The following is a 21792-nucleotide window of genomic DNA, read 5'->3' on the forward strand; positions in this document are numbered from 1 at the left end:
TTCCACCGGTCCCGTTTGTCGGAGTCATAGGAGTCGTGCCTCCACAGAATTGTCTGGCGTGACGACCCCCTCGGTAGCGTCGAAGTAATCGTCGAACCGAGCCTGCCGGGTGTCAATGTGCAGGCGGCCATCCTCGTCGTGGGGATGGCCGTCCTCGCCGTAGACTGGCTCGCAGTGAGCGAACAGTTCCTCCTCGTCGCGTCCGTACATCGGAACGGAGACTTGCAGCGGTTTCAGTAGCTCCGTCTTCTCTTCGACCGTTTCCCAATCGTATTCACGGTAGGCGTCTCGGAGCTCGTCGATGTGGGCTCTCTCCTCGCACGTTCGTGTGACAATAACTTCGACCGCCGGCCGTTCGTCGATCAGCGAGAGGCGCCCGAGCATCTTGGCGTCCGCTCTCTGGATGTAGTTAAGATACTCCGGATCCCCGACTCCGCGCTCGTCGATTTTCGCGAAGTAGGACTTCACTGCAGTCCGTGTGACGGTGTGTTCGTCCATTGGCTCCCCCTCGTACACCTCGTCGAGTGCGAGCGCGGAGAGCTTCGTCAGACTGTCACCGCCGCGGTCGTACACGGCCGTCGAAGGCGTTCGCTCCCTTCCTTCCGGTGGTTCGAGAACCCAAGTTGTCACGAGACCCGTCTCGCGGTCGAACGACCGGTTGCATCGGCCCGCCGCTTGGACGATGCTGTCGAGCGGGGCAAAGTCCCGGAACACGCGGTCGAAGCTCACATCGACGCCCGCCTCGACGAGCTGCGTCGAGACGAAGACGATCGGTAGGTTCCGCTCCGTCAGCTCGATGACGACGTCGATGAGGTGCTGACGATCCACTGGCCGGTGTCGAGTTGTGAGGTGAACGAGAAGCGGCCGGTTACCACCCCATTCATTGAGCGTTCGCTTAACTGTCGTTTCGGGCGATACGTCGGCGGGTTTCTCAGTCACGTTCGCGAGCACGCAGTCGTACACTTCGTTGACCACGAGCGGATCGGCGTACTGCTCGACCGACTGAGTCAGTTCGCGCGCACTATCGATGGTGTTGCAGATCGAGAGGACGGACACCCCCTCGACTGCGACTTCGGCCAGCTGCTGGCCGGCACGGTCGTAATCGAGCGGTACCGGATCGCCGTCGAGTGCAGCCTCCACGGACGGGTGGAGCTCGAAGTGGACGCGATCGAGTCCCTCGTAGTATCGTTCAGGGTCGGGAACGAGATCCGGCGTCTCGTCGTTCTCGCTTTCGGTAAACAGCTTCGGCTGGGTGGCCGTCATGGCGATTACCGTCACATTGTACTCCTCGACGAGGAGGCGCGCAAGTCGCTCGACGAGCGCCCACCACCGGTGAGGAAGCGCCTGCGGTTCGTCGAGTACCACGACGCTATCGTAGAGGGACGGCAGCTTCATCGACTGAACGTTTCCCGGTCCCGCGAGACTCTCGAACAGTTGCACGAACGTCGTCACGACCATCCCCGACCGCCAGCTCTCACCGAGAATCGCCTCCGCATCGGCTCGGGCGTCGTCGGGCACTTCCTCGGGCGATCTAGGGAGCGGTACGCGCGTCTCCGAGAGGTGGTGGTCGACGGTCAACACGTCGCTGTCGACACGATCGACGTCGAATACGGACTCGCTTTCCGCAGCCACCTGGTCGATGATCGACGTGAACGGGAGCGCATACACGAGTCGTCCGTCTCCCGATTTCCGGTCGAGAACGGTCAGTCCGGCGTCGAGTCCGGTGAGTGTCTTCCCAAGCCCTGTCGGCAGCGTGAGCGTTGCGACTGAGTCGCCCGCTTCTGCGAAATCCTCCGCTCGTGAACGAACTTCTCCCCGCGCCTGTTCCCGTTTCTCGTTAAGCGAGCGGGTTCGGTCGTCGACGCCCGAGTGCTCGGTCTCCCGCTGGAGCGCCCTCACTTTCGCGTCGATCGCAGCTCGTCTCGGCGGGGACGCTCCGTACACCTCCTTCGACGGGAGGTCCACCACATTCGTCAAATGGCGGGCACTCGTCTTGTCTGCGAGTACGAGCGCGCTCCAAGTCTGGAGAACTCCGTCGTAGAACTCCTCATTCAGCTTCCACTGCGCCTCGAAGACGAGGTCGGGGGAGCTGAGCACGTGACCGCCGATATCGGTGAAGCGTTTTTGCTCGCGAGCGCAGCGCATCCAGTCACGGAACTCCTTCCACGATCCCTCACCGCCTGTCGCACGGTCGATCAGGGCGTTGGCGACGGCTGGCTCGTTCGCGTCGATGTTTGCGACCTGCTCGAAGGTCTCTTGACGAAACAGTCGGCGGAGTGGTCCCTCGTCGCGCTCGGCGGCTGCCTTGCCAACGTAGTTGGCCGTGTTCGGGAGTTGGCCATGGTGTCTCGCGACCGCGAGAAAGCCGACCAGCGGGTCGTCATCCTCGAACCCGGCGGCGTCGAGCACGTAGTACGCCACGAGTGCACCGAGCGGCGCGTGGTGGGAGGGTCCGCCGAGATCGAGATCGTCAGCGTCGGCGTGGAGGTGCTCTTGGAACCACGTCGTGAGCTTTCCGATGTCGTGAACCCATGCGATACGTCGGGCGATGTCGACGACTGCGCTGCCGTCTGCGGTCGTCGCTCCCTCCGGAACGATCGCCTCGATCCGCTCTACGACGTCTGCGAGGTGTCCGTCCAGCGGCACGTCGGTACCGTCGCGTTCGCGAAGGTGCGACGGTGGTGCGTCGACATCGAGTCCGTTCAACTGAACATCACCCGCCGTCCGTCCACGCGCGATGTCTCGACGTTGTGGACGCGAACCGGTTCCGCGTCCGGTGAGTAAGCCACCGACAGGAACTTCGTCGTCGTTCGTCCGCCGTCGTCGGCCGCCATGAATCCCGGCGATCGCTCGACACGAACGGGGTTCCCGGGTGCGAGTTCGACATCGTCGACCGCCTCGATGACGACCGAGTCAACGTCCGCGTCCGCGACCTCTCCTGATTCAACATCGAACGCCCCGAGATACTCCACCTCGGCGAGATGTTCTGAGAGGCCGAGGCTCGGCGGGTAGTGGCTCGTTCCCTCCTCTAGACGGTTCCGAAGCTCCTCAAACAGCTCCGTATCGTCGAGTTGAAGGTCTATTCGGTAGGCCGGGTCGACGAGTACCTCGTAGTTGTGCTGCTGGCGTAATTCGGTCGAGTCCGGCATCGAGATACGGGCGTGCCCCCGCGTCGGAACCGTTTTCATGTCCTCCTTCGCCGTCGAGAGCGTGTTCTGTGGAAGGTTCATCGTCCGCAGTTCCTCGATCGGTTCGACTGCGATTCCGGAGCATTTGGGAGCGAACGCGTCGTAGTAGCTGTCCCTATCGAGCCCGAGGATCGCGGCGATTATCCCCGCAATCGTTGTCCGTGGCGGAATCCGATACGTCTGTTTGACGATGTTTCCCTCGACCCGCCGAAAGTGTCCCCACTGGCCACGGAGTTCGAAGGAGAGACACTCCGCCGACTCGGAGCCGGAGTCGTCGTCGCCGTCCCAGTCGTCGAGCGAGTGCTGGGTCATCAGTCGTCCGCGCTCGGCATCGTCTCGGCGGCCTCGTCGTACACGTCGACCACGTCGACTGCGTCGTCGCCGACCGCGTCACGAAGCGCGTCGTGGAGTCCGTGGTCGCCCACCTCGGCGCCGGCAGTGAGGTTCTCGCCGTCGACGGTCACGTCCAGCACGTCGCTCGTCGCGACGCGAACGCGCTCGATGCGGTCGGCGTGACGGCCGAGTCGACCAACGAGATCCGTCAGATCGACCGCGAGATCCCGAACGTTCCTGATCTCGTCGACCGGCTCCGACGCCGACTCGTCGACGGAGAGATCGCGGGTGAGTCCGCCGATGTGGAACCCCTCGTCGGCGTACTCGACGCGGAGGTAGAGACGCGGCTCCTGTCCCACCTTGCTCCGGCTGATCGTCTGGTTCTTGATCGCCCGCCAGCAGAGGGTGTCGAGACGCTCGACGTCCGCGGGCGTCAGCTTCGTATCGTCCGAGCCGTGCTCATCGACCAGTCCGTGAAACGCGATGAAGCCGTACTGGATCCGATGGTCGTCGAGGTCGAATCCCCCCTGCTCCTTGTCGGCACCGGTCGCGATGACGCTCGTCAGGCTGTTGTACTCCTCGTTCTCGGTGACCGAATGGATCGTTTTCCCCGGCGAGAACTGCACGGGCCCCGTGAAGTGGTCCGGGAGGTAGTCCTCGAATCCCTCGTAGTTTCCTTGCATGTCCATACTCATCGTCGCCCCGAAGTATCGCACGTCGGCGGCGTCGTCGAGGAAGGCACCGAACACCTCTTCGCGCAGCTTCGCCTGTTCCTCCTCGTCGAGATCTCCCAAGTCCCACTCGTCAGGATCGAGAGATTTGAGGCAGTTCTCCAGAAGCTCCCATCGCTGGGCCTGGCTGCCCCCGTCTCCCTTGACGTTCCGAACGTACACGCCGTGGCCGTCGGCGTCGAGCTGGTCACGCAGGTAGCGTTTCAGCCGAACGTCCGTGACGATAGCCTGTTCAGTCCGAGGGTCGATTCGAGGGCGGTTCGCCCCGCTTAGGGGGTTCCCGTTCGGGTTCGCGTCGACCGCGTCGTAACAGAAAACGATCTCCGAACGGTTCTCCACGGGCTCGTACTCGTCGTCGGCGTAGGCGTGTTCACTCATCGGTGTCGGGGGTTGCGTCGTCGTCAGTCTGTTCGTCGGCCTCCTCGTCCGGGATCCAATTATTCATGCCGTAGGCGACGCCGAGCGCGTAGTAGTAGCGCAGCTCGCTCGTGTCGATGTCCCAGCCGCCGTCACGCTCTGCACGAGGGAGCGTCTCGACGAGTTCGTCGACGACCTCGGCGTACATCGTCGAACTCATCCGGTTCTCGCGCGAGTAGACGACGTTTTTGTCGAGAACGTCGCTTGCGAGCCGCTCGATCTTCGAGCCGGTGACGGACTTGATCGAGTACTGGTCGACGAGCGTCGTCGACCGGTTCTCCGAGGACTGCTGATAGCTAGAGACCTGCCCGACGAGGACGCCGAGCAGGAACCCCCCGCGTCGCTGCGGGTTCTCGGGTGCAAGCGCCGGCGTGTCGTCGAGGAACTGTTCGAGTTTCCGTGCGCGTTTGACGGCCTTCGATCCGCCGTCGGTTCGAGCGCGCTGTGTCGTGTCGTGTTGCATCTGGGATGTCGCGTACTCCGCCGGTTTCGTCAGCGATTCGTCCTCGCCCGCCAGCAGACCTGCCGCCGCGAACGCACACAGCTGTGCGTGTTGCATCGCGACGAACATGGACGGGAACCCCTCGTCGTCCTCGTCGCTCTCTTGGACCAGCCGGTCGGCGTACTCTTCGAGCAGGCGGGCGACGGGAATCGATCCTCCCGAAAGCGACGCGACCAGTGCCTGAATGCGGAGATCGTCCGCGGACACCGTGTCGTCGTCGTCCGGCGTCGCGAACGTCGACCGGAAGTAGTTACCGCCGGCGATCGAGCCGACCATCGCCTTCACGTCCGGACGCAGCAACGACCACTCCTCGTGTGCGGGGAGTGCCGGTCGGACATCCGGATGCGGGAGGTCTGCCTCGGCGTCGAACGCCCAGCTGGACAGGACCGCACAGTGCTCGCGAGCGAGTTCGACCGGGTACATCAGCGAGGCGTTCATCTCGTCGCCGAACACGTCGTACCGCTTGGTCTGGTGCTGGAGCACGGCGGCGACGTAGAACTGGAGCCGATCCGCGTTCGAGATCCTGCTGTCATCGTGGGTGTATTTACTGTACATCCGCTCAACGGGGGTTAAATCACCCTCGTTGACCACCCTATACAGGGCAGTGTACAGCTTCCGCGCGTCCGTGGGCGTCGGCCGCCCGAAGAAGTACGGGAGGTAGTAGACGTTCGACTCCAGCGTGTAGTACGAACAGGCGTCGATGAACGTCGAGGCGTTCATCAGCGTGACGGCGACATCCTCCGAGACGGGATGTGACCGCCACGCCTCGTCCGGATCGAGGCCAGGAAACTTCTCCAGCTGCTTGCCGAGGAAGTAGTTCAGCGGGTCCTCGGCGGTTCCGACGGTCGGGCCGTCACGCCCCGTGACGAGGTCCGTCGCTTGACCGATGGAGTTCGTTGCCGCGTTCTTCGAGACGAGCTTCGAGCGCTTGCGAGCGCGCATCGCCTCGTTGAACACCGTGGTCCCGCAAGACCCAGGGAGTTCGTAGTTGCCGTCTGAGTCGAGCTTGACCGCGACGGTTGTCAAGGCTGTCGTTGACCCCTCAATCTGCTTGTTCACGGCGTCGAGGATCGTCTCTTCGACGCCATCTCGCTCGCCGAGTGCCGCGAGCGATTCGACGATCCATCCGTCCTCGTGCTCGCTGGCGGCCTCTTGGATCACTTCGTCGGCCGCCCAGTAGGTAAGCCGCTGATACAAGTATTCGGCCACCTTCTCTGGCTCCTTACCGGCACCAGTACGATGCGTGACGCTGTGGTCGAATCCCCGTGCGGCATCGTACCACGCGTGTGCGACCGCTTCCACGTCCTCCCGCGTGTAGCTCCGGAACTCGACCGGGCGGTCCGGGTCGAGTGCCGGTTCGTCGCCCGTGAGGTCGACGCGGAGGATCGCCAGGCTCTCCTGCTCCCCGAACAGGTCCGTCGACTTCTCCGGCGTGAGGTACGGCGCGAACTCGCCGCCGCCGGCGGTCGCGAGCGTGTAGAGCCGGCCGTAGAGATACTGGAGATCACGCAGCGAGGCGATCGGGCGGTCGGGGAGTTCTTCGGCGAGCTCCTCGTCGTCACTGTATGTCTCCTTGAACTCACCAGGGGTCGGAAGGAGACTCATCCGCCGTGTACCTCCGAAGCCGGCTCGCCGAATGGGCCCTGTTTCTCAGCGACGTTCAGGAAGCCGAGTCCGAGCCCGTTCCGCTCTCCGAGCCCGCACGAGAGCGCGAGGTTGAGGTGACGGCGGTGGTGGTCGTCGCGAACCGTGTACTGGAGTCGCCACTTGCTGAGGACGTACGTCATCGTCTGTCCCTGCGTCACCTCGACCGGTACCGCGAACGTCTTGATCAACTCGTAGCCGTCGAAGAGCTCTCCGGGCCGATCGCTGGGACCCGGAAGGTGGTCGGGTGCGTGTCGCCCGTGTTTGGCATCGAGGTTGGACTCGATCTGCGTTCGGATCGGCTCCATGCCGAACTCCGGTTGCCAGAACGTCGCCGTGTCACCGCCGGGGTGGTCGATACCGTACTCCTCACACCGCCACGGCGGAATTCGAACGAGGAGTCCGGTCCCGCTCTCGAGGACGCCGGTGCTCCCGGGCTCGCCGACGTCGGGCTCGATCACCGAGAGATCGTCGACCGTGAAGGGCATCTCGCCCACGTTCAGCTCGGGCGTTCGCTGGAGGTCCCGAGCCACGTGCGCGAGGAGTTCCTCGTCCGGCGAGGCGACGAGCAGCGTCCGATCGTCCCCCTCCGCCATGTCACCGGGAGGGAAAGGGTTCGAGAACGTGAAGCCCGGCGGCTCGTTCGCGTCGTGAGCGTCCTCGTACTCCGTTCCCTCGAGCGCCCGCCACACCCGTCCGCGGAGCTTGTGGTGGTACGCGTTATCGTAGGCCGCGTCAGCTCGCGCTGAGAGACGGACTACGACGCGCATTTGAAACAAGTCGTCAATAGATTATGTTGTTGCAGTAGCATTTCATTCCGATTCGAGATAGTCAGGAAACCTGATAAAAATTTCCCAACTAGTATCATATTCCCGTGTAGTTCTCTCGAAGCTCCAACCACGCTCACAGACCAGAGTGTCACAACCTCGCTCCGGGCTACCGAGTATGTTTAGGCGGGATACCCGGATACTTCGGAACCGTGGTGTGCACCGGTGATCCGAGGTAATCTCTGCAACTGGAGACGACACGGTGTCATTGACAGTAGACGCAAAACCGTCTCAATCGTCAGCGATCGGTATCCCGAAACCCTCCGAAGTGTCGTCGACCCCCGGGGGGTTTGGTGACTATTGGAGGTCGACAGAAACGCTTGTGTGTGAGCAAGCAGTAGCCCCTCTGTGGCGCGCAAATTGGCCACAGTTTCAGACGAACCCTTGTGGGGTTGAAGCCCGTGAATCTGCTCGCCGGAGGCGTTGAAAAACTGGTTTCAGACGAACCCTTGTGGGGTTGAAGCGCCTCACCGCCGATGCCGAGTACGGATGGACCGCGGTTTCAGACGAACCCTTGTGGGGTTGAAGCGGGGTGTTGTGTCCGTGAATCGGTTGGTGAACGTGCGTTTCAGACGAACCCTTGTGGGGTTGAAGCCGAGACGCGCACGCCACCGAGATGTTTCAGGGCCGGTTTCAGACGAACCCTTGTGGGGTTGAAGCAGCTCCATCTCCGCGACCATCGACATGAACTTGAGTTTCAGACGAACCCTTGTGGGGTTGAAGCAGCTCCATCTCCGCGACCATCGACATGAACTTGAGTTTCAGACGAACCCTTGTGGGGTTGAAGCCTCGGAGAGGTGCGCGATCTCCCCGCCGCGCATCCCGTTTCAGACGAACCCTTGTGGGGTTGAAGCAATATCGTCGGTCTCCCACTCGTCGTCGATACCATGTTTCAGACGAACCCTTGTGGGGTTGAAGCGCCGCGAAGGGTGACGGTGTCGGTGCCGACGTTGTTTCAGACGAACCCTTGTGGGGTTGAAGCGACGTGGACAAAGTCCGGGAGTCCTGCGAGAAACAGTTTCAGACGAACCCTTGTGGGGTTGAAGCGCCCTCCCCAGCAGTGCCTGCCGGAAGTTCTGCGGTTTCAGACGAACCCTTGTGGGGTTGAAGCGCGGGCTGCGCGCAGCCCGATCAGCGCGACGACCGGTTTCAGACGAACCCTTGTGGGGTTGAAGCCTCCACGCGCACGAGATCGTCGTCGACGTACCACTGTTTCAGACGAACCCTTGTGGGGTTGAAGCATGTCGTAGAACATCACGCCGTCGCCGAGCTGGTCGTTTCAGACGAACCCTTGTGGGGTTGAAGCAATATCGAGGTTCGTCTCGGCACCCGGATCGGCGAGTTTCAGACGAACCCTTGTGGGGTTGAAGCCGGAACTCGCGTTCCACCTCATCGAGGAGGCCGCGTTTCAGACGAACCCTTGTGGGGTTGAAGCAGGGCCGGACGCACGAACCCCACGCGGCGGCGGCGCGTTTCAGACGAACCCTTGTGGGGTTGAAGCGACCACTCGCCGGCCGTCTGGTTGTACTCGAACGTGGTTTCAGACGAACCCTTGTGGGGTTGAAGCGGCGACCGGCCGCTGGTCTGCCTGACCGACCAGTACGTTTCAGACGAACCCTTGTGGGGTTGAAGCGACTACTACCTCCGCGGGGAGGATGTCGACGTTGGTTTCAGACGAACCCTTGTGGGGTTGAAGCGGCGACCTCGTCGTACTGCATCCCGCGCTCGCACGGTTTCAGACGAACCCTTGTGGGGTTGAAGCTCCGAAAGCGCCGAACAGCGGTACTACATCGAGGTGTTTCAGACGAACCCTTGTGGGGTTGAAGCCCGCACTCGTCGCACAGATGGGGCTGAGCCTCCCGTTTCAGACGAACCCTTGTGGGGTTGAAGCAGTTCGTCACGGGTGACGGTCGCGCTTCCGTCGCTGTTTCAGACGAACCCTTGTGGGGTTGAAGCGGAGTCGCCACCGTCGTCACCATCTTCGCCGTCGTTTCAGACGAACCCTTGTGGGGTTGAAGCCTCGTCGAGAACCTCGCTCCGGACAACGGTGATGGGTTTCAGACGAACCCTTGTGGGGTTGAAGCGAGCTCCACGGCGCCGATCAGCCCCAGGAGGAGGCGGTTTCAGACGAACCCTTGTGGGGTTGAAGCCGCGGCTAGCGGGTCGTCCCGTGACCGCATGGCGGTTTCAGACGAACCCTTGTGGGGTTGAAGCTTTCACGGCTCGCCCTCCTGCTCGACGATCACGAGTTTCAGACGAACCCTTGTGGGGTTGAAGCCCCGAGGTGTCCGCATGAGCGACCCCGACACCCCGAGTTTCAGACGAACCCTTGTGGGGTTGAAGCATCGAGAGCATGGACCTGCCGACCATCCAAAACGACAGTTTCAGACGAACCCTTGTGGGGTTGAAGCGTGGCCCCGTCGCGTCTCGAACGAGGACGCCGCAGGTTTCAGACGAACCCTTGTGGGGTTGAAGCGGGTGGGTGGGGTGGGTAGTCAAAAAGCGATACGCGTTTCAGACGAACCCTTGTGGGGTTGAAGCCGTTATAACACACGGAATGTCTACCGAAAAATCTTGTTTCAGACGAACCCTTGTGGGGTTGAAGCACCGTGCCCGACGACGGGACGGCGGTGTTCGTCGCTTTCAGACGAACCCTTGTGGGGTTGAAGCTTGCCGCCGCCCAGGTTCGCCCCGTCGAGCGTCTCCTTTCAGACGAACCCTTGTGGGGTTGAAGCGCCCGGCGCGCGGACATGGAACACCCGATCAACCGCTTTCAGACGAACCCTTGTGGGGTTGAAGCATCCCGATGATGCTGCTGACGCCGATCGTCCGGGTCTTTCAGACGAACCCTTGTGGGGTTGAAGCGACATCGAGGACGAGGAGGTCGGCCTCTCCGACGCCTTTCAGACGAACCCTTGTGGGGTTGAAGCGGCGGTGTTCGTGCTGATGAACGTGAGCGCGAAGCTTTCAGACGAACCCTTGTGGGGTTGAAGCGTGGAGCGACACCTGGCGGTCAAGGTCGCTGTAGGCTTTCAGACGAACCCTTGTGGGGTTGAAGCGGTGTCGACGACCGCCCACGGGTCGGAGTACCCCGCTTTCAGACGAACCCTTGTGGGGTTGAAGCAAGGAGAAGTACTTCCAGGAGCGCGGGTCGAACGTCTTTCAGACGAACCCTTGTGGGGTTGAAGCGACGTCGAGGACTACCTCGAATCGTCGAAGTACGCAGTTTCAGACGAACCCTTGTGGGGTTGAAGCCTCGTGTTCGTCATGTCGATCCGAGCCGTCGCCCGAGTTTCAGACGAACCCTTGTGGGGTTGAAGCACGGCGTCAATCACCCAAACGGGCGTGCAAGAGGTGTTTCAGACGAACCCTTGTGGGGTTGAAGCTCCTCTACGTAGACCTCTACGGTCTCGCCGTCCTCGGGTTTCAGACGAACCCTTGTGGGGTTGAAGCCCGCCGGATGCCCCGGTGAACAGGGGCCGGCGGAGTTTCAGACGAACCCTTGTGGGGTTGAAGCCATCCGCGGGAGCGTGGTGTTGTACAGTACGTCTGTTTCAGACGAACCCTTGTGGGGTTGAAGCTCGGAGCCGACCGAGTAGACGACGCCGCCGGTGACGGTTTCAGACGAACCCTTGTGGGGTTGAAGCGACCACCTCGAACTCGCTCTCGAAGAGCGAGCGGTGGTTTCAGACGAACCCTTGTGGGGTTGAAGCCCCGTCTCGGTGGTCACGGTCATCGAGATCTCTCCGTTTCAGACGAACCCTTGTGGGGTTGAAGCGCCCTCCTCCACCGTCGTCTCGGTGGTCGGGTCGGTTTCAGACGAACCCTTGTGGGGTTGAAGCCACGACGACAGCCGTCGCTGTCGCACTCGCAACGGTGTTTCAGACGAACCCTTGTGGGGTTGAAGCCGCAGCGCAGCGCGGAACGTCTGCTCGGAGGAACGCGTTTCAGACGAACCCTTGTGGGGTTGAAGCAACCCCCGGTCGAAGACCGCGAACGACGTCACCGCGTTTCAGACGAACCCTTGTGGGGTTGAAGCGCGGGACCACGACCTTGACGTAGTAGAGCGGAAGTTTCAGACGAACCCTTGTGGGGTTGAAGCAAGATCGAACTAGACGACGAGGAGGACGGCGAGGAGTTTCAGACGAACCCTTGTGGGGTTGAAGCGACGAGGTCGTCGCGACGATCGTCGTTGCCCTCCGCGTTTCAGACGAACCCTTGTGGGGTTGAAGCACGTCGCGCTCGGGCGTCGGGATCACACTCGCGCACCGTTTCAGACGAACCCTTGTGGGGTTGAAGCGACAATGAGTAAGAGATTAAACGAGCTAAAGGCGAAGTTTCAGACGAACCCTTGTGGGGTTGAAGCCCTCCAGTACTCGACGACGTGGCTCGCGTGCTCTGGTTTCAGACGAACCCTTGTGGGGTTGAAGCTAAGGTTCCGTCGGATCACAGGACATCGAGGGCGCGTTTCAGACGAACCCTTGTGGGGTTGAAGCTCGGTCGGGATGACGTACTTCATCGCCCGTGCCGCGTTTCAGACGAACCCTTGTGGGATTGAAGCGGCCACTCAATGGCTTGGACGGTTTCGTAGTAGATGCTTTCAGACGAACCCTTATCAGATGGAATCGTAAGGAAGGTTGAACGAATCTATTAGAGCCAGGGCAGGGATTTGAACCCCGGAAGTCTCGATTACAAGTCGAGTGCATGAACCGCCCATGCTCCCCTGGCGCAGGCGGGCGTACTCGGTCCTCCTATGAGTGCGTGTCGCTTTCCGCGAAGGTCACCCGCTGTCGGCGGCGTCGTCGTGTCGCGATCCGCCGCTCGGGTCGCCGTCGTCTCCTTCTCCCTCTCCGCCCTCCGCCCCGTCGCCCGCCGCCAGCGACTTCGTCAGCTCCACGCGGTGCGGCTCGTAGCCCCGTTCCGCGTAGAACTCGCGGGCGCGGTCGTTGGCCGCGAGCGCCTCCAGCGCAACCGTCTCGGCGCCCGCCTGGCGGAGGGCTCGCTCGGCCGCCTCCAGTAGGTCGGCGCCGATCCCCTCGCCGCGGCGCTCGGGGACGACGAACAGGTTGCTCACGACCCCCCGGGTGCGGTCGCGGTCGTAGCCGCCGCGGTCGAGCGCGAACCCGACGAACCCCACCGGCTCGTCGGTCGCGTTGCCGTCGTCGCGCGCGACGAGGAGCTCGCCGGTGACGACCGAGCGGGAGACCCACTCGCGGACCGCGGCGCGGTTCCCCTCGGCGAGCAGCGTCGACCCGTGGGCCCGCTGGCCCTCCGCGAGCGCGATCCACAGGTCGGTGACCCGATCGACGTCGTCGGCGGTGGCGGGCGTGACGCACGCGGTGTCGCTGTCGGCCATTCGGTCGGTCGTCGGCGCGCCGGGCGTTTCAGCCTACCGGCGGGCGGCGGTCCCGAGCCGAACGGGGCGGTGCGAGCGCCGCCGCGTCACACCTCGCGGCACTCCGGACAGACCGCCTGCCCGTTCGCGTTCACGAGGTCGGGCACGAGCGCGCCGCAGCTCTCGCAGACGCCCTGCGTCGGCGAGCCGGACGCGTCGGTCGAGGACGCCTCCACGGCGGGGTCGACGCCGCCGTCGGATCCCAGCATCGCCGCGTCCCCGCGCCGAGAGTCGCCGGTCGCGTCCTCGTCGCCGAGGGGATCGCGAGCGCCGTTTCCGGTTCGGGGCGCGCCCGCCGCTAGCACGTCGCTCGCGGTGACCACCCCGACCGCCTCGCCGTCTTCGACGACGACGAGGCGGTCGACGCCCTCCGCGACGAGCCGCTCCTCGACGGCGGCCAGCGCGTCGTCGGGCGCGACCGCCGGGAGCGGGGGTCCCATGACCGAGCCGACCGTGAGTCCGTCGTCGTCGGCGTCGGCGTCAACGGCGTCGGCGTCAACGGCGGCGGCGTCGCCACCGTCCGCTCCGGCCTCCGCGTCGAGGAGCGCGGCGAGCGCGTCCCGGCAGCCCAGCCGCCCGACGGATTCACCGCCCCGGAGGACGACGAGGCAGTTCGTTCCCTCGTCGACCATCAGCGCCGCCGCGCCGCGCAACGGGTCCGGCTCGCTCACGCCGAGGAACTCGCGGTGCATCACGTCTCGAACCGTGGTGTCTGTTCGCATGGACCGAGGTTTCAGGGCGAGCGGCTAAAAGGTGCCCCCGGTATCGTTATACGTATTCCTCGCGTAGCCTGCCGATCGGCTCGAAAACGCCGGAGTTTGTCGTCTGCTCAGCCGCGCGTGCGACGACGACGAAAAGGAGCCTTCAAACCCTCCGGCGCTCGAGTCGGAGGCATGACCATTCCCTCGTTCGTGATCGGGATCGCGGGGGGGACCGGCGCGGGGAAGACGACGGTCTCCCGGCTCGTCACCCGCGACCTCGGCGACAGCGTCACCCGCATCCCGCTGGACAACTACTACGAGGACCTCTCGCACCTGGACTTCGAGGAGCGGGAGTCCGTCAACTACGACCACCCCTCAGCGTTCGAGTGGGAGCTTCTCAGGGAACACCTCGAAGCCCTGTTGCAGGGGCAGTCGGTGCAGATGCCGCAGTACGACTTCGAGATCCACAACCGGAAAGCGGAGCGCGTCGAGGTCGAGCCCACCGACGTCATCGTGCTCGAAGGGATCCTCGCGCTGTACGACGAGGAGATAAACGACATGATGGACCTCCGGCTGTTCGTCGAGACCGACGCCGACGTGCGGATCCTCCGCCGGATCCGGCGGGACGTGATCGACCGCGGGCGCGATCTGGAGGGCGTCATCGACCAGTACCTCTCGACGGTGAAGCCGATGCACGAGCAGTTCATCGAGCCCTCGAAGAAACACGCCGACGTGATCATCCCGGAGGGCGCCAACAGCGTCGCCGTGAACCTCTTAGAGGAGAAGCTCCGCGCCGAGGTCGAGGGCGACGCGGTCCGGAGCTGGGAGCGCGGGAGCTTGGAGGAGGAGCTCGGCGAGAAGCGCTCGCTCGACATGGACGGCGACGACTGAGTCGGGCCGTCCGAACGCGTCCCTCGGAGTCGGTGGCGGCGATCCGGCGCCGAACGCCCTTCTTTCCTATCTCCATCGCTACCGTCGGGAGTGGCACGGCGGTCGACCGGGACCTGAGTCCGCCGCGGGATCAGCCGAGGCGGATCGACTCGGTCGCGGGGTCGATCTCGACCTCACCACCGATCGGGAGCGGACACGTCGGGTACGTGTGGCCGAACTCGCAGTCGAAGACGACGGGGGCGTCCGGCGCGTACGTCGCGAGGACGTCGGCGATCGCGTCGCGCTGGCGCTCTCGATAGTCCGCCCGCCACTCCGGCGGGTGGTCCTCGACGTGCGATCGCGCGGCGGCGCGCCCCACGAGCACGCCGTCGAACCGTCCGAGGAGCCCCCGCTCGCCGAGCGCCCGCAGGTTCGCGCCGACGACGGCCGGCTTGGGGACCAGCTCGCTCGTTTCCACGGCGAGCACGGCCCCGTCCAGCGTGTCGGGGTCGGGCAGGTAGCGGTCGGCGAGGAACTGCTCGACGAGGACCGCGTGGCAGCCGCCCCAGATCCGCCCCGAGACGGCCGCATCACCGCCGCGCCAGACCCGACCGTCGGACGGTTCGATCTCGCGCGTGGTCTCGATCGACTCAGGATCCTCCCAGTCGCCGGCCTCGTCGGTGAACACCTCCGCCTCGGTCCACTCGCCGATCGAGTCCTGGAAGAGCGCCCGCCGCAGGTACTCCTCTGTGTAGTCGAACAGTTCGCCGTCCATCGCGTATTCGAGCAGCGTCGACCCGCCGTAGTACGAGACGATCCCCTGATTCCAGAGGAACAGCGCCAGGTTCGTGTTGTCCGAGTAGCCGTAGAACCGCGTCGGGTGATCGCGGAGGACCTGCCCGTCGAGGTACGGGAGCATCGTGATCTGATCGTGACCCCCGATGTTGGCGATCACGGCCGAGACCTCCGGATCGCGGAAGGCGTCCATGACCTCCCGGGCGCGCGACTTCGGGTTGTCCGCGAGCCACTCCGGGTCGGCGGTCGCGGTCGGATACTCGGCCGGGTCGAGGTCGAAGACCTCTCGCATGCGTTCGAGGCCGAGCTCGTAGACGAACCGGGCCGATTCGGGCGCGTTCGACGCCGGCGCCATGACCGCGACTCGGTCGCCCGGTTCGACGGGCGGCGGCGTGACGAAGTCGGGCATGGACTGTGATCGTCGCGGCGTCGAATAACTCTTCCCCGGCCGTGGGACGCGCCCATGAAGGAGTCTGACGGCCGCAACGACCTCAGCGGCGCCGGCTCGCCACCCGCTCCTCGGCCGTCTCCGCGCTGACGACCTCGTAGAGCGTCGCGCGACCGCCGTCCTCCTTGGGGCGGAGCACCCGCCCGAGCCGCTGGGTGAACTCCCGCTCGCTGCCGGAGCCGGAGAGCACGACCGCGACGTTCGCGTCGGGCACGTCAACGCCCTCGTCGAGGACGTTGGCGGCGACGACCCGGCCGTAGGTCCCTTCGCGGAAGCGCTCCAAGATCTCGCGGCGCTCCTTCGCGCCCGTCTCGGCGGTGATCGCGGGCAGGAGGAACCGCTCGGAGAGCCGGTAGACGAGGTCGGTGTGGGCGGTGAAGACGATCACCCGGTCGTCGCGGTGGCGGTCGAGGATCGACTCGAGGCGGTCGACCTTCCGGCGCGCGTTCATCATGATCTCGCGGGCGTCCTGCTTCGCGAGGAGGGCCTCGCGGGCGGCCGGGTCGTTGCCGGAGCGCTTGACGAGCTCCCGGTAGTCGCTGCCGCTCGTGAACGTGATCCCCGCGTCGCGGACGTACTCGACGAAGGTGCCCTGTTTCGCGTCGTAGCGCTCGCGCTCGTCGGGCGTCAGCTCCACCTCGATCCGCCGGATGTCGTAGGGCGCGAGGTGGTCGCCCGCCAGGTCGTCCACGTCGAGCGCGTACACGCGGTCGCCGATCAGCTCCGCGACCGTCTCGTGGGCGCCGTCGGGGCGCTCGAAGGTGGCCGTCAGGCCGAGTCGCGCGGGCGCCGCGAGCAGGCGCGCCACGTCCCGGTACCCCTCGCCGCCGAGGTGGTGGACCTCGTCGAAGACGACGAGCCCGAAGGCGTCGCCCGCGTCCTCGGCTTTGAGATACGCCGAGTCGTACGTCGACACCGTGATCGCCTCGCGGCGCTGCTCGCCGCCGCCGAACCGCCCGATCGGCGCGTCGAACTCCGCCTCCAGCTCCCGCTGCCACTGGTCTAAGAGGTCGACCGTGGGCACCACCACGAGCGTCGGCACGCCCAGCTCGACCATCGCGCGGATCGCGATCACGGTCTTGCCGGCCCCGGTCGGCAGCTCGAGCACGCCGCGATCGCCGGCCTCGTGCCACGCGTCGAGCGCCTCGCGCTGGTACTCCCGGAGGTCGTAGTCGGTCGAGAGGCCGTCGCCGAGCCCCGCCGCCTCCGCGGCGCGATCGCTCGCGTCCAGCACGTGGTCCTCCACGTTCGCCCCGGCGACCTCCAGGGCCCGGCGGATCGCGCCGTAGCGGTAGGCCGGGGCGCGTCCGGTCCCCGACCGCGGATCGCTCTCGACGCCGGGGAGCGGCGGGAGCGACTCGAGGGCGTCGCCCGCGTCGGCGCCGTCCCTCCCGTCACCGGCGGCGACCCGGATCGTCCCGTCCTCGTAGGTCAGCCGGACGTCCATCGGCGGACGTTGCCGACCGACTTACAAAAGTGCAAGGAGACGCCCCGCGTTTCGACGCGGAGACGGGTCTCCGACCACCTGTCGACGCCCCCAAGTGGTTCGCCTCGAAACGGGCGACCATGAGCCTCATCGGATCGGCGATCACGTTCGCCATCGGCCTGCTCGTCGGCGGGCTGGCCATCTTCATCGCCGCCGCGGTCGTCACCGGCACGCGCGACTACAGCCACGCCGTGTTCACGGCGCTCATCGGAGCGATCGTCTGGGGACTCACGGCCTTCTTCCTCTCGTGGGTCCCGCTGATCGGCGACTTCCTCCCGCTTCTCGCGTGGGTCTGGGTCATCCGAGCGCGCTACGGGACCTCGTGGGTCCACGCCGGGATCGTCGGGTTCGTCGCCTGGGCGTCGGCGGTGCTGGTGCTGGCGGTGCTCCCGTTCGCGGGCGTCACCGACGCGGTCGGGGTCCCCTTCGTCCGGACGCTCGGCGCGATCTGATCGGAGAAACAATTATACCGCCGTATCGAGTCAGCCGAGGGAGGGGAATGCGCTACGTGGAGTCGATTCGGGATCCGCGGTACACGGGGGACAACCGGTGTCTCCCGTGTACGATCGTCAACGCCGCGATCGCGATCGCGCTGGCGGCGATCGCCGCAGTCGAATCGCTCTACCTCGCGTGTGCGGTACTGGGCGTCGCGGCGGCCGCGATCGGATTGCGCGGGTATCTCGTCCCCGGCACGCCGACGCTGACCGAACGGTATCTGCCGGCGCGCGTGCTCCGCTGGTTCGACAAGGGACCGACCCCGCCGGAGAGCGCGAGCGGACCCGACGACGACGCGGGCGACCTCGACACCGAGCGGATCCTCCTGTCCGAAGGCGTGCTGCGAGTCTGCGACGACGGCGACGACCTGTGTCTCACCGATCGGGCCCGAGAGCGCTGGAACGCAGAGATCGAGTCGTACGACGGCGTCACGGCGGCTACCCTCTCTGCCTTGTCGCCCGCCGTCGAGAGGAGCAGTTCGGTTGAGATGACCACCGATCAGGCCGGCGTGGAGCTCTCGTGTGACGGGCGGTGGATCGGCCGGTGGCCCTCGGAGGCCGCGATGCGCGCCGACGCGACGGGGGCGGCCGTGCTCGACGCACACCTCCCGTGGTGGGGGGAGTCCACCGCGAAAGAGCGTTCTCAGCTCCTCACCGGACTCCGGTTGTTCGTTCCGAAGTGCCCGACCACCGGGAGCGCGGTGTCGATGTCCGAAAACGCGGTGCCGTCGTGTTGCTCCTCACAGCAGGTCGTCGCGCTCACCTGTGCCGACGGCGAGACGATCTTCGAACAGACGATAGAGGGGTGAGCCGCTCTCCGAGCGGGAGAGACGGCGCGGGCGGTCAGACGTTCTCCTCGGGGGACACGTCTCCAAAATTCCTTATAGTTGTTACCCCGAGTTGATACGTAATGGACCCCGAGTCATCGGAAGCGGTCATCCTGCTGGTAGAGGACAATCCGGGCGACGTTCGCCTCATCGAGGAGGCCTTCTCCGATGGCAACATCGCGAACGAACTCCACACGATCACCAATGGTCAGGCAGCGCTCGACTTCATTTACCGACGCGGCGAGTACGCGGACGCGCCCCGACCGGACGTCATCTTACTCGATCTGAAACTCCCGAGAGTGGACGGTGAAGACGTGCTACACGAGATCAAACACCACCCCGAATTGGAGGACACCCCGGTGGTCGTCCTGACCGGAATGAACGAGGACCTCATCGAGTCCTATAACCTCGATCACGACGCGGACGAAGACGCGGTCCTCAAGAAACCGATCGACCCCCTCGAGTTCCTCGACGTGGTTCGTTCGTTCGAGGGGTTCGAGTTGGCAGTGCTACGAGCAGAGTGATAGGGACGGCCTCCCGGATGCTCGATCACGGATGACTCGATCACTCGTACTGAGCGACTGCGGACGGAAGCCCCGACTACGGTGGGTTTCGACGGGCTCGGTGAGCTCGTCTACTCCGAGACCGTCGTCTTCACGATGCTCACCGGCGCGGTCGACTGCCGCGAGACGCGCTCGGTGACGGATCCGAGCATCCGGCGGTAGTTCCCGGAGCGGGTCTTCGACCCCATCACCGTCAGGTCGATGTCCTCCTCGTCGATGTACTGGAGAATTTCCTCGTGGGGGACCCCGTACGTCAGTCCGGTCACGGCGTCGACGCCCGCGTCGGCAGCGTGCGCGGCCACCTCCTCGAGCGCCTCGCGGCCGCGCTCCTCGAGCGTCTCGGATGCGCCCTCCGAGCCGTCGACGAACTCGTCGCCGGAGTACGCGTTGACCACGTCGCTGTCGACGACGTAGAGCACGTGGAGGGTCGCGCCGTAGCGCTCGGCGGCGTCGACCGCGTGGTCGATCGCGCGGTCGACGCCCTTGCTACCGTCCGTGGGGAGCAGTATCCGGTCGTACATACGCGGAAATTTCTCCCGCCACCGAATAAATCGGTCGCCGTTTCCCGAACGCTTACCACGCTGCCACCCCCGGAATCGGCCATGACCGACGCCGCGGATCGCCTGTTCGTGAACGGGGAGGTACACACGCTCGCGACCCCCGACGAGACCCGCGAGGCCGTCGCCGTGCGGGACGGCCGAGTCGTCCGGCTCGGCCGGAGCCACGAGGTTCGGTTCCTCGAGGGCGTCGACACCGAGGTGATCGACCTCGACGGGCGCGTGCTCATCCCCGGATTCGTCGACGCGCACACCCACCTGACGACGGTCGGGCGCTACCTCGTCCACGCCGACCTCTCGGTCGCCGACTCGCCCGACGAGGCGGTCGATCTGCTGGTGGAGCGGGCGGCAGAGATCGAAGGGGAAGACAACGACCCCGCGACCGACTGGGTGCTCGGCTACGGCTACGACGAATCGGCGTGGGACGAGGACCGCTACCTGACCCGCGCGGACCTCGACCGCGTCTCGACGGAGCGCCCGGTCGCGGCGTTCCGCGAGGACATGCACGTCGCCGCGGTCAACGGGGTCGTCCTCGATCGGTTCTCGGACGAATTGGCGGACGTCCCCGACGAGACGGTGCCGACCGACGACGCCGGCGAGCCGACGGGGGTCCTCTTGGAGAGCGCGATCGACCCGGTCTACGAGGCGGTCGAGCCGGGCCCGGAAGCGACCCGCCGGATCGTGGCGGCCGCGCTCGACGACTGCGCCGCGAAGGGGATCACGGGCTTTCACGACATGGTCCGGAACTCCCACGCCCCGCGCGTCTACCGCGATATGGACGCCGACGGCGAACTGACCGCGCGCGTCCGGATCAACTACTGGAGCGACCACCTCGACGCGCTGCGCGAGGTCGGCCTGTCCACGAACGCCGGCGGCGACGTGGTGCAGACGGGCGCGATCAAGTCGTACACCGACGGGAGCTTCGGCGGGCGGACCGCGCGGCTCTCCGAACCGTACGCGGACGACCCGGAGGAAACGGGCCAGTGGGTCGTCGGCCCGGAGGAGCTGACGGCGACCGTCGCGGACGCGACCGCGGCGGGCTACCAGTTCACCGCGCACGCCATCGGCGACGAGGCGGTCGACGCCGTCCTCGACGCCTACGAGGCGGCCTCCGAGACCGATCCCGGCGAGGCGCGCCACCGGATCGAACACGTCGAACTCGCCGACGATGGCGCGATCGAGCGGCTCGCGGAGACGGGCGTCGTCGCCAGCGTCCAGCCGAACTTCCTCAAGTGGGCGGGCGACGACGGGCTCTACGAGGCGCGTCTCGGACCGGAACGCACCGCCGCGACGAACCGCTACCGCGACATGCTCGACGCCGGCGTCCAGCTCGCGTTCGGCTCCGACGGGATGCCGATGGACCCCGTACTCGGCGTGCACCACGCCGTCAACGCCCCGGCCGAGGCACAACGGCTCGCGGTGACCGAGGCCCTGCGCGCGTACACCCGCGGCGCGGCGTACGCGGGCTTCGACGAGGACCGGTTCGGCACGGTCGAGCCCGGAAAGCGCGCCGACTTCGCCGTCCTCGACGCGTCGCCGTGGGAGGAGCCGGGGGCGATCCGAGAGATCGACGTCGCGATGACGGTCGTCGACGGCGACGTGGTGTACGACGGGCGGTGAGCGCGGTCGTCGATCGACACCCGTCCCGGAACCCCGCAAGCGCTGCCAGAAGACGGTAGTTATTAATCGTGTAGGTCCTACGCGGAGGCATGGCCGAGATCGCCATCGAGTACGCCGCCGGCAGTCGCCTCCGGTCCGAGGCCGAGACCGCACGACGTCTGATCGACTCCTACCTCGGCGACCGCCCCGACGTCGACGGAGTCACCCTCGCTCCCTCCAGCGAGTCCGTGTTCTGCGTCAGCGTCGAGGGCGACCGCATCTGGTGTACGGACCCTCGCGAGTGGATCGACGCCGTAGCGGCGGTGACCGCGGTGCGACGGCGGCTCTCCGAGGTGTCCTGATCGGCCGCTCCGGGAGTCGGGACCGGGACCGGCGATCCGCGCCGCGGGTGCGA

At 65.4% G+C, this 21792-nt stretch carries 16 protein-coding genes, 1 tRNA gene and 1 CRISPR repeat array; of the genes, 6 read left to right on the forward strand and 11 right to left on the reverse strand.

Annotated features, from left to right (window positions below; genetic code table 11):
- Positions 1 to 24 precede the first annotated feature (24 nt).
- The 8 genes from EDM04_RS09785 to EDM04_RS09820 all read right to left on the reverse strand — a co-directional run bounded on the left by EDM04_RS09785 (position 25) and on the right by EDM04_RS09820 (position 13759).
- Complete coding sequence (locus EDM04_RS09785) at positions 25 to 2706, reverse strand: CRISPR-associated endonuclease Cas3'' (RefSeq protein WP_164471114.1); 2682 nt, start codon at positions 2704 to 2706, stop codon at positions 25 to 27.
- Positions 2703 to 3500 carry a type I-B CRISPR-associated protein Cas5b gene (gene cas5b, locus EDM04_RS09790; protein WP_123621579.1) on the reverse strand — a complete coding sequence of 266 codons (798 nt, stop codon included), beginning with the start codon at positions 3498 to 3500 and terminating at the stop codon, positions 2703 to 2705. Before cas5b ends, EDM04_RS09785 begins: the two co-directional genes overlap by 4 nt.
- Positions 3500 to 4630, reverse strand: a complete 1131-nt coding sequence (gene cas7b / locus EDM04_RS09795; RefSeq protein WP_123621581.1) for a type I-B CRISPR-associated protein Cas7/Csh2 — start codon at positions 4628 to 4630, stop codon at positions 3500 to 3502. The genes cas5b and cas7b overlap by 1 nt, the downstream gene beginning before the upstream one ends.
- Positions 4623 to 6776 carry a type I-B CRISPR-associated protein Cas8b/Csh1 gene (gene cas8b, locus EDM04_RS09800; protein ID WP_123621583.1) on the reverse strand — a complete coding sequence of 718 codons (2154 nt, stop codon included), beginning with the start codon at positions 6774 to 6776 and terminating at the stop codon, positions 4623 to 4625. Before cas8b ends, cas7b begins: the two co-directional genes overlap by 8 nt.
- The gene (cas6, locus tag EDM04_RS09805; protein WP_123621586.1) at positions 6773 to 7585 is read right to left on the reverse strand and encodes a CRISPR-associated endoribonuclease Cas6; all 813 of its coding nucleotides are present in this window, start codon (positions 7583 to 7585) and stop codon (positions 6773 to 6775) included. The genes cas8b and cas6 overlap by 4 nt, the downstream gene beginning before the upstream one ends.
- A gap of 426 nt (positions 7586 to 8011) precedes the next feature.
- A CRISPR array of direct repeats spans positions 8012 to 12269; the repeat unit is 30 nt; unit sequence GTTTCAGACGAACCCTTGTGGGGTTGAAGC.
- Positions 12270 to 12296: 27 nt separating this feature from the next.
- Positions 12297 to 12370 (reverse strand) — tRNA-Thr (locus EDM04_RS09810).
- A gap of 52 nt (positions 12371 to 12422) precedes the next feature.
- Entirely contained in the window at positions 12423 to 12998 is a 576-nt protein-coding gene (locus tag EDM04_RS09815; RefSeq protein WP_123621588.1) for a GNAT family N-acetyltransferase, read from the reverse strand.
- A gap of 86 nt (positions 12999 to 13084) precedes the next feature.
- Positions 13085 to 13759 (reverse strand): cyclic nucleotide-binding/CBS domain-containing protein, encoded by a 675-nt coding sequence (locus tag EDM04_RS09820; protein ID WP_123621590.1) that lies wholly within the window; start codon positions 13757 to 13759, stop codon positions 13085 to 13087.
- 171 nt (positions 13760 to 13930) lie between these two features.
- On the opposite strand from EDM04_RS09820, the gene udk reads away from it, so the two are divergent.
- Positions 13931 to 14629, forward strand: coding sequence for a uridine kinase (udk, locus tag EDM04_RS09825; protein WP_123621592.1), 699 nt, complete (start codon positions 13931 to 13933; stop codon positions 14627 to 14629).
- Between the two features lie 130 nt (positions 14630 to 14759).
- Here the strand turns inward: udk and EDM04_RS09830 are convergent, their stop codons facing one another.
- The gene (locus EDM04_RS09830) at positions 14760 to 15812 is read right to left on the reverse strand and encodes a S66 peptidase family protein (RefSeq protein WP_123621594.1); all 1053 of its coding nucleotides are present in this window, start codon (positions 15810 to 15812) and stop codon (positions 14760 to 14762) included.
- Positions 15813 to 15894: 82 nt separating this feature from the next.
- The gene (locus EDM04_RS09835; RefSeq protein ID WP_123621596.1) at positions 15895 to 17298 is read right to left on the reverse strand and encodes a DEAD/DEAH box helicase family protein; all 1404 of its coding nucleotides are present in this window, start codon (positions 17296 to 17298) and stop codon (positions 15895 to 15897) included.
- A gap of 119 nt (positions 17299 to 17417) precedes the next feature.
- Between EDM04_RS09835 and EDM04_RS09840 the strand changes: the two genes are divergently transcribed.
- From EDM04_RS09840 to EDM04_RS09850, 3 genes are all read left to right on the forward strand, one after another.
- Complete coding sequence (locus EDM04_RS09840) at positions 17418 to 17789, forward strand: hypothetical protein (RefSeq protein ID WP_123621599.1); 372 nt, start codon at positions 17418 to 17420, stop codon at positions 17787 to 17789.
- 47 nt (positions 17790 to 17836) lie between these two features.
- Complete coding sequence (locus EDM04_RS09845; RefSeq protein ID WP_164471115.1) at positions 17837 to 18640, forward strand: hypothetical protein; 804 nt, start codon at positions 17837 to 17839, stop codon at positions 18638 to 18640.
- Between the two features lie 101 nt (positions 18641 to 18741).
- Positions 18742 to 19182: a response regulator gene (locus EDM04_RS09850; RefSeq protein ID WP_123621603.1), complete on the forward strand. Its 441-nt coding sequence runs from the start codon at positions 18742 to 18744 to the stop codon at positions 19180 to 19182.
- A 110-nt stretch (positions 19183 to 19292) separates the two neighbouring features.
- Here the strand turns inward: EDM04_RS09850 and EDM04_RS09855 are convergent, their stop codons facing one another.
- Positions 19293 to 19742, reverse strand: a complete 450-nt coding sequence (locus tag EDM04_RS09855; RefSeq protein WP_123621605.1) for a universal stress protein — start codon at positions 19740 to 19742, stop codon at positions 19293 to 19295.
- Positions 19743 to 19823: 81 nt separating this feature from the next.
- On the opposite strand from EDM04_RS09855, the gene EDM04_RS09860 reads away from it, so the two are divergent.
- Both EDM04_RS09860 and EDM04_RS09865 read left to right on the forward strand, forming a co-directional pair.
- Positions 19824 to 21398, forward strand: a complete 1575-nt coding sequence (locus tag EDM04_RS09860; protein ID WP_123621607.1) for an amidohydrolase — start codon at positions 19824 to 19826, stop codon at positions 21396 to 21398.
- An 89-nt stretch (positions 21399 to 21487) separates the two neighbouring features.
- A complete protein-coding gene (locus EDM04_RS09865) occupies positions 21488 to 21739 on the forward strand; it encodes a hypothetical protein (protein WP_123621609.1) in 252 nt (83 codons plus the stop codon).
- Positions 21740 to 21792: the final 53 nt, after the last annotated feature.

This window comes from Halorubrum sp. CSM-61 (genome assembly GCF_003781945.1).
GTDB lineage: Archaea > Halobacteriota > Halobacteria > Halobacteriales > Haloferacaceae > Halorubrum.